General features: G+C 36.9%; 15 protein-coding genes and 1 riboswitch. Of the genes, 1 reads left to right on the top strand and 14 read right to left on the bottom strand.

Features of this window, described 5'->3' with window-relative positions; genetic code table 11:
• Position 1: 1 nt before the first annotated feature.
• The 8 genes from metK to Q7O55_RS00275 form a co-directional block, all read right to left on the bottom strand.
• Positions 2-1,192 carry a methionine adenosyltransferase gene (gene metK, locus Q7O55_RS00240; protein WP_303927537.1) on the bottom strand — a complete coding sequence of 397 codons (1,191 nt, stop codon included), beginning with the start codon at positions 1,190-1,192 and terminating at the stop codon, positions 2-4.
• A 48-nt stretch (positions 1,193-1,240) separates the two neighbouring features.
• Positions 1,241-1,341, bottom strand: a riboswitch (SAM riboswitch).
• A 44-nt stretch (positions 1,342-1,385) separates the two neighbouring features.
• A complete protein-coding gene (locus Q7O55_RS00245) occupies positions 1,386-3,050 on the bottom strand; it encodes a SulP family inorganic anion transporter (protein WP_303927539.1) in 1,665 nt (554 codons plus the stop codon).
• A gap of 57 nt (positions 3,051-3,107) precedes the next feature.
• A complete protein-coding gene (gene coaBC / locus Q7O55_RS00250; RefSeq protein WP_303927540.1) occupies positions 3,108-4,301 on the bottom strand; it encodes a bifunctional phosphopantothenoylcysteine decarboxylase/phosphopantothenate--cysteine ligase CoaBC in 1,194 nt (397 codons plus the stop codon).
• Positions 4,302-4,352: 51 nt separating this feature from the next.
• Entirely contained in the window at positions 4,353-4,568 is a 216-nt protein-coding gene (gene rpoZ / locus Q7O55_RS00255) for a DNA-directed RNA polymerase subunit omega (protein ID WP_303927542.1), read from the bottom strand.
• Between the two features lie 4 nt (positions 4,569-4,572).
• Positions 4,573-5,202, bottom strand: a complete 630-nt coding sequence (gene gmk, locus Q7O55_RS00260) for a guanylate kinase (RefSeq protein WP_303927544.1) — start codon at positions 5,200-5,202, stop codon at positions 4,573-4,575.
• Positions 5,203-5,210: 8 nt separating this feature from the next.
• Positions 5,211-5,480, bottom strand: a complete 270-nt coding sequence (gene remA, locus Q7O55_RS00265; RefSeq protein ID WP_303927545.1) for an extracellular matrix/biofilm regulator RemA — start codon at positions 5,478-5,480, stop codon at positions 5,211-5,213.
• A 14-nt stretch (positions 5,481-5,494) separates the two neighbouring features.
• Positions 5,495-5,941 carry an endoribonuclease YicC domain-containing protein gene (locus tag Q7O55_RS00270; RefSeq protein WP_303927547.1) on the bottom strand — a complete coding sequence of 149 codons (447 nt, stop codon included), beginning with the start codon at positions 5,939-5,941 and terminating at the stop codon, positions 5,495-5,497.
• A 78-nt stretch (positions 5,942-6,019) separates the two neighbouring features.
• Positions 6,020-6,376: a YicC/YloC family endoribonuclease gene (locus Q7O55_RS00275; RefSeq protein WP_303927548.1), complete on the bottom strand. Its 357-nt coding sequence runs from the start codon at positions 6,374-6,376 to the stop codon at positions 6,020-6,022.
• A 127-nt stretch (positions 6,377-6,503) separates the two neighbouring features.
• Here Q7O55_RS00275 and Q7O55_RS00280 point away from each other — a divergent pair, with 127 nt between their 5' ends.
• Positions 6,504-8,222: an NFACT family protein gene (locus tag Q7O55_RS00280; protein WP_303927549.1), complete on the top strand. Its 1,719-nt coding sequence runs from the start codon at positions 6,504-6,506 to the stop codon at positions 8,220-8,222.
• Positions 8,223-8,380: 158 nt separating this feature from the next.
• Here Q7O55_RS00280 and Q7O55_RS00285 read toward each other — a convergent pair whose 3' ends face one another.
• From Q7O55_RS00285 to der, 6 genes are all read right to left on the bottom strand, one after another.
• On the bottom strand, positions 8,381-8,848 hold the full coding sequence (locus Q7O55_RS00285) for a hypothetical protein (RefSeq protein WP_004693228.1): 468 nt from the start codon (positions 8,846-8,848) through the stop codon (positions 8,381-8,383).
• Positions 8,849-8,859: 11 nt separating this feature from the next.
• On the bottom strand, positions 8,860-9,351 hold the full coding sequence (gene coaD / locus Q7O55_RS00290) for a pantetheine-phosphate adenylyltransferase (RefSeq protein ID WP_005386757.1): 492 nt from the start codon (positions 9,349-9,351) through the stop codon (positions 8,860-8,862).
• Positions 9,352-9,355: 4 nt separating this feature from the next.
• Positions 9,356-9,907: a 16S rRNA (guanine(966)-N(2))-methyltransferase RsmD gene (gene rsmD, locus Q7O55_RS00295; RefSeq protein WP_303927550.1), complete on the bottom strand. Its 552-nt coding sequence runs from the start codon at positions 9,905-9,907 to the stop codon at positions 9,356-9,358.
• A gap of 67 nt (positions 9,908-9,974) precedes the next feature.
• Entirely contained in the window at positions 9,975-10,973 is a 999-nt protein-coding gene (locus Q7O55_RS00300) for an NAD(P)H-dependent glycerol-3-phosphate dehydrogenase (RefSeq protein ID WP_303927551.1), read from the bottom strand.
• 3 nt (positions 10,974-10,976) lie between these two features.
• On the bottom strand, positions 10,977-11,573 hold the full coding sequence (gene plsY, locus Q7O55_RS00305) for a glycerol-3-phosphate 1-O-acyltransferase PlsY (RefSeq protein ID WP_118091445.1): 597 nt from the start codon (positions 11,571-11,573) through the stop codon (positions 10,977-10,979).
• Complete coding sequence (gene der / locus Q7O55_RS00310) at positions 11,573-12,907, bottom strand: ribosome biogenesis GTPase Der (protein ID WP_303927553.1); 1,335 nt, start codon at positions 12,905-12,907, stop codon at positions 11,573-11,575. Before der ends, plsY begins: the two co-directional genes overlap by 1 nt.
• Positions 12,908-12,971: the final 64 nt, after the last annotated feature.

Here is a 12,971-nt window from a genome sequence, read left to right on the forward strand (position 1 = left end):
ATTATAAGCCAGTTTCTTCTTTTAGAATTTGTGCTTTATCTGTACGTTCCCAAGGTAAATCCACATCAGTTCTACCAAAGTGTCCATACGCTGCAGTTTTGCGGTAATGAGGCTTTAATAAATCAAGCATTTCAATGATTCCTGCTGGACGAAGGTCGAAATGTTTCTTAACAAGCTCTTGAATTTTTGTTTCCTCTATGCGACCTGTACCAAAAGTATCAACTAAAATAGATACAGGATGAGCAACGCCAATTGCATAAGCAACTTGCACTTCACATTTATCAGCAAGACCTGCTGCTACAACATTTTTAGCTACATAACGCGCTGCGTATGCTGCGGAACGGTCTACTTTAGATGGATCCTTACCGGAGAATGCACCACCACCATGACGAGCCATACCACCATAAGTATCCACAATAATTTTGCGACCAGTTAAACCAGCATCACCATGAGGTCCTCCGATTACGAAACGACCAGTTGGATTGATGAAGTATTTTGTATTTTTATCAACAAATTCAGCAGGCAACGCTGCGTCAATTACATAACGCTTCAAATCAGCTTTAATTTGTTCTTGGGTCACTTCAGGGCTATGTTGTGTAGAAATAACAATTGTATCAATGCGTTTAGGTTTACCATCAACATATTCTACAGTAACTTGAGTTTTACCGTCTGGACGTAAGTAAGTTAAGGTCCCATCCTTACGAACTTCTGTAAGACGACGGGATAAACGATGCGCCAAAGAAATTGGTAACGGCATGAGTTCAGGTGTTTCATTAGATGCATAGCCAAACATCATACCTTGGTCACCAGCACCGATCTTATCAAGTACTTCACCATTGCCATCTTTTGATTCAAGTGCTTCATCAACGCCCATGGCGATATCCGCAGATTGTTCATCGATAGATACAAGTACACCACAAGTATCACAATCAAAACCAAATTTTGCACGAGTATAACCAATTTCACGAATTGTATCACGTACGATGCGAGGAATATCTACATATGTGTGAGTAGATATTTCACCTACTACATGAACTAAACCAGTAGTAACTAAAGTTTCACAAGCCACACGAGCAGTTGGATCCTTTTCAATAATCGCATCCAAAACAGCATCAGAAATTTGGTCAGCTATTTTATCTGGATGGCCTTCAGTAACAGATTCAGAAGTAAAAAACATATGTTTTTCAGCCATTTTATCCTCCTAATACGAAAAAAGTCTCTCATGCACTCATGAGAGACCCTCCCATCTAACGACATTTGTCATAGGAATTAGCACCTTTTCCGCTTGGAATGGTTGCTGTAGCTTCACAGGGCCTATCCCTCCACTACTCTTGATGAGTTACAGAAATATTATAGTGTATTTACAGGGAGAAAGCAAGTCATTATTATACTTCTCTTGCCTCTTTTAAAGCTAAATCATGTTCAGCCTTATGAAGGGCACTTTCAAACTGACGATACATATGATGACGGCCCAGAATATCCAAGAAATCAGATTTATACATCGCTCTACGTATATCGTAACTCACATCACTCAGCAAAACTTCTATGCCTCTTTTTTGAAGTTCTTCAATAATACCACGTAGAATACGTAGACCCGTCAAATCTACAAATGGCACTTTTACAAAGCGAATGATTAAATATTTAGGATCTTTATGTATAGAGTTTAACGCTCTATCAAATGCACTTATTGCACCAAAGAATAATGGTCCCTCTACGGTGTATACCATTATTTCTGGATGGATTGTAATTTCATGCCTAATCTGTGCTGATAATTCGGCACTACTTGCTTTATGCACATCAATTGTATTAACCATTTTGCGCATAAACTGTAACACTGCAAGTACTACACCTACATTTACCGCTACTACTAAATCCGTAAAAATAGTCAGGAAAAAAGTAAGCAATAATATTATTTGATCTGGGCGAGGTGCAAGGATAAGCATTCGTATAAAACGTGGTACATCACTCATATTGTAGGCTACCACAAATAATATGGCTGCCATAGATGCCAACGGAATATACACTGCATATGGAGCTAAAAATAAAAGAATGGCACCTAATGTAATGGCGTGAACAATACCTGCCACTGGAGAATTACCACCTTGTCGAATATTTGTAGCAGTTCGCGCAATAGCACCGGTTGATGCAATTCCACCAAACAATGGCGCAAATATATTAGCTAATCCTTGTCCAAACAGTTCAGTATTAGATTCATGTTTGGTACCACTCATACCATCAGCAACAACTGCAGACAATAAGGATTCAATAGCGCCTAGCATAGCAATTGTAAAAGCTGGACCAATTAAGGATAAGATTTTATCAAAGCTCAATTTGGGTACAGAAAATTCTGGCAAACCTTGAGGTATACCACCAAAAGCACTGCCAATGGTTAAAACCGTAGGAAATTGGTAGATGGCTTGAATAACCGTAGCAACAACCATAGCTACAATAGGAGCTGGAACTTTATTGATATATGGGATTTTAGGTAAAACTAACAATAGACTTAAGCTTAAGAGCGCAATACCCAATGTAGGTAAGTCAGAGTATGGTAAGGACTGAATCATAGCCCATAATTTTTCATGGAAATGAGCCATATACGGCAACTGCGGAAAGCCAAAGAAATATGGCCATTGCCCCACCCAAATCGTAACACCAATACCTGCAGTAAAGCCCATGATAACAGGTGTTGGTATAAACCGAATCACCGTTCCTAACTTTGCAACGCTCATTAAAACGAGAATAATCCCTGCCATCATTGTCGCAATTTGTAAACCTTCAAAGCCATAATTGACAACAATACTACTTAATAAAACGATAAATGCCCCTGTAGGTCCCGCAATCTGAACGGGAGATCCACCAAATAAGGACACAAAAATCCCTGCAATGATTGCCGTATATATACCTGCCTGAGGTGTAACTCCACTAGCTATAGCAAAGGCCATCGCTAAAGGCAGTGCCACAACCCCTACGACTAATCCAGCAATAATATTATTACTCCATTGTCCTTTCCCTAAGGAGCCCGCTAAATACGCTTTTTGTATAGCAAACATATAACAAAAACACACCCTTCTTAAAACAACACACACCAAAATTAATTTATGTTAGCTTTATTTGTTTGCTACTAATTCAATAACCTCTTTAAGAATATGTCGAGCAAGGTCGGATTTTTTCATATTAGGCATTTTTTTAGGCTCTTTATCAGGATATAAGAAATAGCCTTCATTTGTATCTACATTAAAACCTGCATTAGATTTGCTTACATCATTGGCCACAAGCATATCTAAATTTTTTCTAGCCACTTTATCTTGACCATACTTGATTACATGTTCTGTTTCTGCCGCAAAACCAACAAGAACTTGATGACTTTTTTTAGAGCCCAACCCTTGTAGAATATCTGGATTTTTTACAAGTTCTATGGTCATAGACTCCATTTTTTTTATTTTTTGCTCTGCTTTATGAAGGGCTCTAAAGTCAGAAACAGCGGCGGCCATAATAACTACATTGACATCATTGTAACGAGCTTCAACAGCCTCCTGCATGGATATTGCAGAATCTACAGAAACAAAGTCTACGCCACTTGGTACAGGTAAAGATGTGGGAGCGCTTACTAAAATCACCTGAGCCCCCATGCGTGCAGCTTGATCTGCAATAGCATATCCCATCTTACCACTAGAGCGATTTCCGATATATCGAACAGGATCGATATTCTCCTGTGTTCCACCAGCTGTAACGAGTATAGTAGTACCTTCAAGCTCATTGGTACTGAACATTTTAGATTCTAGCCACTCCACAATTGCTTCTGGTTCCGGTAAACGCCCTACACCTATAATGCCACAGGCTAACCAACCTTCTGCAGGGTCCATAATATGGTAGCCCAAAGAACGTAATCCTTCTAAATTGCGTTGTGTAATAGGATTATTATACATTTCTGTATTCATAGCAGGACAAAGATACTTAGGTGCTGTAGTGGCCATAATAGTTGTAGTTAACATATCATCAGCAATGCCTGCATAAATTTTTCCGATCACATTTGCTGTTGCAGGCACAACTACATATGCATCTGCCCAGGTGGCCAGTGCAATATGTTCTACATCCCACTGATGGACTTGTTCAAACATGTCTAGAGCTACAGGATGTCCACTGATTTCGCCAAACGTTAAAGGTGACGCAATATGCGTTGCATTTTGTGTCATTACAACCTTTACTTCAGCCCCTTTTTTACGAAGTCTGCTTACCACTTCAATTGCCTTATACGCTGCAATACCTGCAGATACTGCGACAATGATATGTTTTCCGCGCATGTTCTTCTCCTTTTAAAAATTCCTTGTATCAATGATACAAGGAATTGATTTTTATTTAATGCCTTCTTTAGTGCGTTTATATGTCACTTCACCTTCAGCAATTTCATAAAATGCCAAAGATACAGGCTTGTCAGTCGCATGTGTAGATTCTGCTAAGCAAGGTTCTCCATCTGTTAATTCGCGAGCGCGTTTAGCCGCTAAAGACACCAATGTATATTTGCTATCTACTTGACTTTCCAATTTTTTCAATGGAGGTTTTACCATCATACTATCACTTCTCCTTAGACTCTTGATATTGTTTATAAATATATTGAATTTGCTCTTTATTACGACTAATCTTACAAGATTCAGCTCGCAAGATAGAAGCAACCTTTTCAGAAGCCTCTGCTAAATCATCATTTACGACGATATAGTCATAGCGATGAGCTAAGGCCAATTCTGAACAAGCCAATGACAATCGTTTATCAATGACTTCTTTAGCATCTGTGCCACGGTTATGTAAACGCTCAGATAACTCAGATAATGACGGCGGTACAATGTAAATAAATACGGCATCACTAAAACGTTCCTTAACCTGCATAGCGCCTTGAATATCAATTTCTAATAGTACACTTTTTCCATCATCTAATAAATCCATTACATGTTGTTTTGGAGTACCATAGTAATTATCATATACCTTAGCATACTCTAAGAATGCGTCTTCACTAAGTAAAAACTCAAATTCCTCTTTAGAGCGGAAGAAATAGTTAATTCCTTCCTTTTCACCCACACGTGGAGCACGGGTTGTCATAGAAACAGAATAAACTAAATTAGGCATTTCTTTACGAATATTCGCACAAATCGTACCTTTACCTGCGCCAGATGGCCCGGATATAACGATTAATAATCCTCTGTCTGACATATGCACTCCTATGATTCCACTGTATCTACATCCACATCATGTTGCACAAGTCGATGTGCTACGGTTTCAGGTTGAATTGCAGATAATACAATTTGACCACTATCCATAACTAATACAGCACGAGTCTTACGACCATATGTGGCATCAATGAGCAATCCCTTGTCTCTAGCATCTTGAACCATCCGCTTTATAGGGGCGGATTCAGGACTAATAATAGCCATAACACGGTTAGCAGATATCATATTACCAAAGCCTATATTCAGTAATTGAATACTCATTCATAGACCTCCTATTACTCTACATTCTGTACTTGTTCCCTAATTTTCTCTAACTCACATTTAAGTTGAACCACAAACTCAGTAATAATCGAATCCATTGCTTTAGAGCCGATTGTATTTACCTCACGATTCATTTCTTGCAAAATAAAATCAACCTTACGACCGATTGAATTTGTATCTGCAAGTGTATTTTTTAATTGTACCACATGAGAGGTAAATCGGACAATCTCTTCCGTAATATCCGTCTTATCAGCTAATAGAGCAATTTCTTGTATAAAACGATCTTCACTAATACTCGCTTCTAAAGAAATTAAATATTCCTGAATCTTAGTTCTTATATGCTCCCGATATGCTTCTACAGCACCAGATTTATTAGTGTCAATTTTAGTAATGATTTTTTCAAGTGTACCGATACGTTCTAATAGATCCTGATTGATATGTTGACCTTCCGCAGTTCGCATTGCTATTAAAGCATCTAATGCTTGAGTAGTTGCTTCTTTTACAATATCTGAAAGTACCTCTTCAGCAATTGGTGTATCTTATTGTTGAATCCATTCGTTAGAAATCGAATTTACAGCTTGTAAAGGTACCTTTTTGGGGGTATCATAGAACTCCTCTTGTACCAATAACTGTTGTATTTGCTTTCTCAATACACTATTAATGGTAAAAGTTTTAGGTCGCTCTCCTGCATCTAGAATAGAAACTGATACCTCAACCTTACCACGAGTAATGCGATCTTGTATCATTCCACGAATAATACTTTCAAAAGGATTCATTTGTTTTGGACTACGAATAAATAGATCCAAGAAGCGTGCATTTACGGACTTAATTTCTACAGTACAGGTAATACCATCTTTGGTTGCTGTGCCCGAACCAAAACCGGTCATGCTTTTCATAAGTCATCCTCCTTAGTAGTTTTTATTATTGTACCACGAATTACATAATCCGTGTTTAAATACTAAGAATTATATGTACACTATGGTATACTAAACTATACTTCTAAATATATTTGAAAGGAGTACTATGAATTTAGACGGACTTACCATGTCTGTACTCGCTAAAGAAATAAACGAGCGATTACAAACAGGTCAAATACAAAAACTATATCAAATAGATAAAACTACATTATTATTTAAAATTCGAGCACTCAACGAAGACCAAAACTTGATCATTACCGTAGGTGCTACACCAGCAATATATCTTAGTCAACCACTGCAAGATTTACCAAAAGAACCAAGCTCACTTTGTATGTTCTTACGAAAGCATATTGAAGGTAGCCGCATTGTAAAGGTGGAACAAATCAATGGCGACCGAATCATGTGCATCCAAACGGATAAACTTGAAATGGACGGTTCCATTACTAGTACATATATATATGTTGAATTAATGGGCAAATATTCCAACTGTATTTTTGTACAAAACGGTATTATTTTAGAATCTTTAATTCACGTATCTCCACTCATGAACCGTGAACGATCTATTAGTCCAAAGCTACAGTATAATTTACCACCAAATGCTAATCGTGTAAGCTTGATGGACTTTGATTGTAATGAAATCAAAAATCTACTCACCTCTTTTGGTAATGGCTCCGTGCAACAATCTATTCGCTCTATCTTTAACGGCTTTGGTAAGTCTTTATTGGATGAAGTTTTATATATTTCCAATCTAAGTGGTGAAGAAATTATAACTGATTTAGATACTTCCCAACTAAATACATTTGTTAAAGCCTTGTACGACCTCAAGGTAAAACTAGAAAACAGCAATGGTTTGTTTACTTTAGTCAGCAATAACAATAAAAAGGCTCACGCAAGCATTTTATTACACAACTATAAGGTATTAAAAGAATACAACACTATTTCTGAAGCTTTAGAGGAATCCATTCATAATACAAAAGCAATTCATACAGCTGATAAAGAGTTAGAAAAAATCTTAGCAGCAGCCATCAAAAAGGAAGAAGGTCGCCATCAAAAGATTAAAGATGAATTAGAAGATACTAAGAAAATGGAAACCTATAAATTATATGGTGATCTTCTAATGATAAATGCACACCTTCAAGTGCAATACGAACCGTCTATTGAATTGCAAAATCTTCTTTCCGAAGAAAATGAAATCTTAACTATTCCTTTAAAGCCAAACTTAACGATTGTGGAAAATGCACAATGGTACTATAAGCTTTATACAAAACTAAAAAATCGTATGGTTAGCGGCGAGTACCAACTCAATGCAAGTACCACAAAACTAGCATACTTACAATCTATTCTATACAGTATCTCCTTAGCCACTACTCGTGAAAGCTTAGAAGAAATACGCAAAGAATGCATGGATGCAGGTATCATAAAAAAATCAAAAAAACCATTATCTTACAAGCTTGGTAAATCTAACTACATTCACTTAACAATTGACGAAGGTGAAATGTTTATTGGCCGTAATAATCAGCAAAATGAATATTTGACACACCGATTTGCAAAACCAACTGACATTTGGTTCCATACACAGGATATCCAAGGGTCGCACCTTATTTTACGGCTCAATGTTGAGCCAGACGATATGATTTTATCTAAAGTAGCACAATATGCAGCCTACTTTAGTAAAGCTCGTGATACTAGTAAGGTTCCTGTAGATTATACATACATTAAAAATATCAAAAAGCCACCCGGATCTCCTTTAGGATTTGTTATTTTCAATACCCATCAAACTATGATTGTTGAGCCTAAAAAACCAGAAAACTATAGAGAAAAATAAAAGCGAAGGTATCCCTTCGCTTTTATTTTTGGCTTATTATTTTGTTCACATTATTTTTACATATTGATCTGAAATTTGATATTACTTATCTTAAATTTTCTATGGAATTAAAATATAAAAAAGGCCAGATATAATATGATATCTAGCCTGTACTTAAATTATTGGTTTTCTTCCGTACGTTGTTCAGTTTGTTTTAAACTTTCACGGTTTTGACGCAAGCTTTCCAATGTTTTCTCTAAGTTATTTTCAACGTATTTAAGAACATCACCAGCATATTGAATAGAGCTAGCCTTCAATTCATCAGAGGATTGGTTTGCTGCATTAATAATTTGATTGGCTTGTTCTTGAGCTTGTTTTACAAGTTCACTTTCAGCTGTTAATTTAGCAATGTAGTCTTTAGCTTGATCGATCAAAGTTTCAGCCTGACGTTGAGCATCAGCTAACACTTTATCTTTATCTGCTACAATACGACGAGATTCTTCAAGTTCCAAAGGTAAGGATTCCTGAATAGAATCTATAATACGCATAATTTCGTCTTCCTCAACCATACGTTTTGTAGTCATAGGAATACGGCTGCTGGATTCAATAAGAACCTCTAAATCTTCTAATAATTTTTCTGTTTTCATACAATTCACCCCTATTTATTATGGACCGTATTAAAGCGTTCTTCAAGTTTTTCCTTAACATCATCCGGAACAAGACCATCTAGCTTACCACCAAATTTAGCTAGTTCACGAATGCCTGTGGAGCTGACAAAAGAATATTTGTTATTTGTCATAATAAATACTGTTTCAATGTCATCATCCAAATATTTTGCAAATAATGCGCGCTGAAATTCATATTCAAAGTCACTCAATGCACGTAACCCTCGAATAATAATAGTAGCATTCTTGGATTTAACGTACTCGTTGAGCAAGCCACCTGTACAATCAATTTCAACATTAGGAATATGTTTGACAGAATTTCGAATCATCTCAACCCGTTCTTCCATAGTAAATAAGGAATTTTTATTCGGATTTGAGCTGACAGCAATAATTAATTTATCAACCAATCGACTGCCCCGTTCAAAAATATCAACATGTCCATTTGTAACTGGGTCAAAACTACCCGGACATACACCTATACGCACAGGTTTAGCTCCTTTCGGCTATCTTTACAAAATAGGAAACCATCGTATAACCAAATTTCTGTTTTTTTATACACTCCCATGATTCTGGTAAGGTAAAAACCTCATCCTTATGATGTTCTAATAATAAAACACCTTCAGGTTTTAACAAATCATGGTTTACAACCAAATCTATGGTATCTTGTATAAATCCGTTTTCATATGGCGGATCAGAAAATATATAATCGAACTGCCGCCCCACTATATAATTTTTTAATTGTGAAAGTTTCCTCGGAATGATTTCTAACCGATCATCCACACGACAATGTTTAGCATTCTCTAAAATTAGTTTGCCTGTTTTAAAGTCCACTGCTACTGCATGTGCTGCACCACGACTTAAGGCTTCAATTGCTACTGCACCAGTGCCAGAAAATATATCTAGTACATCAGAACCAAATATACCTTTATTTGCTAATACATTAAATACACTTTCACGAACACGATCAAGTGTAGGTCTAGTATCTAATCCTTTAGGTGCTTTTATAACATGTCCCTTAGCAGTTCCGCCAATAATTCGCATACAACCCTCACAAGATTATACTCATTAATTATAGTATATAAATAACCAAATTAAAAGTATCTTTTATCTATGATACTTCAATTTTAATATCACGTCCCATCAACTCGCCTAATGCTATGGATGGAGATTTTTTTTCGTATAAAACCTCGTATAAAGCCTTCGTTATAGGCATTTCAATTTGATGTTTACAAGCCATTTTATAAATAATATCTGTGGCAAAAAATCCTTCTACCACCATATTCGTATGATTAATGATATAATCCATCGTCTTACCGGCTGCTAGTTTTTGCCCAGCCGCACGGTTACGACCATGAGGACTCATACAGGTAGCAATCAAATCTCCCATACCGGCAAGACCAGCATAGGTTTCTTTTTGAGCGCCTAAGGCTACGCCAAAACGAGTCATCTCGTGAAGACCACGTGTTAATAGTAAAGCTTTACAATTATCACCTAAAGCTAAACCATCTGCAATACCAGCCGCAAGGGCAATAATGTTTTTCGTAGCTCCTGCTAGTTCAACACCAATCATATCAGTATTTGCATAAATTCTAAAATTTTGACTACATAATGCCTTTTGCAATGTTGTAGCCACTTCTAGATTCTCTGTACTCAACACAGAGGCAGCAGGCAAATTACGCCCAATCTCTTCTGCATGATTAGGTCCAGACAAAACCGCTAAATTACACCCTATGGTAGCAAAAACCTCTTTCATCACAGTCGTCAAAAGTTTCCCACTGCTTCGTTCTACACCTTTTGAACATAGAATATAGGCTTGATTTTTATGAGCATACGGTTTAATAGCCTCTAAACTGGTACGTACATGTACAGAAGGTGTAACCATTAATACCACTTCAGCATTACTAATACAAGCCTCTAAATCAGAACTATATTGTAATTCTTCTGGAAGTTTTACACCTGGTAAATAGTCTTTATTCTCTAAGTCTTTTGCAAGTTTATCCGCAAATTCTGGGCGACGACAATATATAGTTGTAGTATTTCCAGCTAAAACGGATTTAATAGCAAGGGCCGTCCCCCAACTACCAGAGCCGATAACAACAACATTCATTCTTTAATCCTTTTTAATACGCTCTACTTTTAACTCGTTTCCAGCAAGTAGACGCTTAATATTATCCCAGTGACGTACAATGACAAACAAAGCTGCTAACCCGCCAAAGCCAACAAACCAGAAGGATTCTCCAGTGAAATACATCAGTAATGGTACTAATGCAGCGGCAATGATAGAGCCTAAAGATACAAGTTTAGTAAAGTATACGATAACACCCCATACCAAAAAGCAAATCAATGCTACTATTGGAGAAAGTGCAACAAGAACACCTAACCCCGTGGCAACACCACGACCACCCTTAAACCCCAGGAAAACAGACCAGTTATGTCCCATCATCCCAAGAATACCACCTAAGATCATAAACATAGGCCCATAAGGTGAGAGTAGCACTACTCCTGCTGCCCCTTTTAAAGCATCACATAAAAATACAGGTAAGGCTGCTTTAAGTCCGATAACTCGATATGTATTAGTAGCGCCAATATTTTTAGAGCCATATTGTCGCACGTCTGTATTAAAGAAAAGCTTACCTATAATTAATCCACTAGGAATTGATCCGATAAGATATGATAATACAGCATATACAATAATCATAATATCCATTAGTCTTCATCATCCCGTTTCTTGCCACGTAATACTAAACGAATCGGAGTTCCTTCAAAACCAAAGGACTCACGCAATCGATTCTCTAAGAAACGCATATAAGAGAAGTGAATTAGCTTTGGTTCATTTACAAATAAAATGAATGTAGGCGGCTTAACACTAGCCTGCGTCATATAATAGATTTTTGGAATTCTACCATTGCGAGATGGCACGGGATTTACAGTTTGTGCATCTTGTAATAATTGGTTTAATGTCCCCGTAGATACACGGCGGTATTGTTGTTCAGATACAAACTTCAACATATCAGCTAAACGATGAATACGTTGCTTAGTTAAAGCTGAAGCAAATAAGATTGGTGCAAACTGTAAGAAACCTAATTCATCATAAATATCTTCAGTAAATCGCAATGTTGTTTTGTCATCTTTTTCAACAAGATCCCATTTATTAACAACAATGACTACGCCTTTACCAGCTTCGTAAGCATAACCTGCAATTTTTTTATCTTGTTCTGTAACTCCATCTTGAGCATCTAGTACAAGAACTACAATATCAGAACGGTCTACGGAGCGCAAAGAACGAACAATGCTATATCGTTCAACGGCTTCTTCGATTTTAGACTTACGACGCATTCCCGCCGTATCAATAAGTACAAATTTTTGGCCCTCATGAGTCCAATACGTATCAATGGAGTCTCGAGTAGTACCTGCTACATCAGATACTATTACACGATCTTGTCCTAATAATGCATTAGTCAAAGAAGATTTACCTACATTTGGACGACCAATAACGGCAACATGAATAGTATCTTCATCATCTACATTAGTGCCAACTGGTGGAAAATGTTTAACAGTATCATCCAGCAAATCACCTAAATTCATAAGATTTTTAGCGGAAATGCCAATGGGGTCCCCCAAACCAAGATTGTAGAATTCATAAATATTCGGCTCTTGATTTACACTATCAATCTTATTAACTACGAGTACAACAGGTTTTCCACTAGCTCTAAGAATATTTGCAACTTCTTCATCAGCAGGTACAATACCTTGTTTACCATCGACGACAAATAAAATTACATCCGCTTCTTCAATAGCTAATTCAGCTTGTAATCGCATCATCTTAGGAATAACATGACTATTTTCAGTAATGAACTCGATACCACCTGTATCGATCATTGTAAACTCACGATTTAACCACTCTGCATCGAAGTAAATACGGTCCCTTGTTACCCCCGGAATATCTTCAACGATAGAGATACGTTTATTAACAATGGCATTAAAAAGTGTAGATTTACCTACATTTGGACGGCCTACAACAGCCACTAATGGTTTTGCCATAGTTTCACCTCATTATCTAATCTAATACATTACTATATTTTATCATATTCTAAGTAAAGTACGC

This window comes from Veillonella parvula, assembly GCF_945949885.1.
GTDB lineage: Bacteria > Bacillota > Negativicutes > Veillonellales > Veillonellaceae > Veillonella > Veillonella parvula_B.

Excerpts from the sequence above, each read along its gene's own strand:
- Q7O55_RS00300 (WP_303927551.1), bottom strand. The coding sequence starts at position 10,973 with ATGAATGTTGTTGTTATCGGCTCTGGTAGTTGGGGGACGGCCCTTGCT.
- der (WP_303927553.1), bottom strand. The coding sequence starts at position 12,907 with ATGGCAAAACCATTAGTGGCTGTTGTAGGCCGTCCAAATGTAGGTAAA.
- rpoZ (WP_303927542.1), bottom strand. The coding sequence starts at position 4,568 with ATGATGGTAAAACCTCCATTGAAAAAATTGGAAAGTCAAGTAGATAGC.
- Q7O55_RS00285 (WP_004693228.1), bottom strand. The coding sequence starts at position 8,848 with ATGAAAACAGAAAAATTATTAGAAGATTTAGAGGTTCTTATTGAATCC.
- Q7O55_RS00280 (WP_303927549.1), top strand. The coding sequence starts at position 6,504 with ATGAATTTAGACGGACTTACCATGTCTGTACTCGCTAAAGAAATAAAC.
- metK (WP_303927537.1), bottom strand. The coding sequence starts at position 1,192 with ATGGCTGAAAAACATATGTTTTTTACTTCTGAATCTGTTACTGAAGGC.
- coaBC (WP_303927540.1), bottom strand. The coding sequence starts at position 4,301 with ATGCGCGGAAAACATATCATTGTCGCAGTATCTGCAGGTATTGCAGCG.
- Q7O55_RS00245 (WP_303927539.1), bottom strand. The coding sequence starts at position 3,050 with ATGTTTGCTATACAAAAAGCGTATTTAGCGGGCTCCTTAGGGAAAGGA.
- rsmD (WP_303927550.1), bottom strand. The coding sequence starts at position 9,907 with ATGCGAATTATTGGCGGAACTGCTAAGGGACATGTTATAAAAGCACCT.
- Q7O55_RS00275 (WP_303927548.1), bottom strand. The coding sequence starts at position 6,376 with ATGAAAAGCATGACCGGTTTTGGTTCGGGCACAGCAACCAAAGATGGT.
- gmk (WP_303927544.1), bottom strand. The coding sequence starts at position 5,202 with ATGTCAGACAGAGGATTATTAATCGTTATATCCGGGCCATCTGGCGCA.
- plsY (WP_118091445.1), bottom strand. The coding sequence starts at position 11,573 with ATGGATATTATGATTATTGTATATGCTGTATTATCATATCTTATCGGA.
- remA (WP_303927545.1), bottom strand. The coding sequence starts at position 5,480 with ATGAGTATTCAATTACTGAATATAGGCTTTGGTAATATGATATCTGCT.
- Q7O55_RS00270 (WP_303927547.1), bottom strand. The coding sequence starts at position 5,941 with ATGCGAACTGCGGAAGGTCAACATATCAATCAGGATCTATTAGAACGT.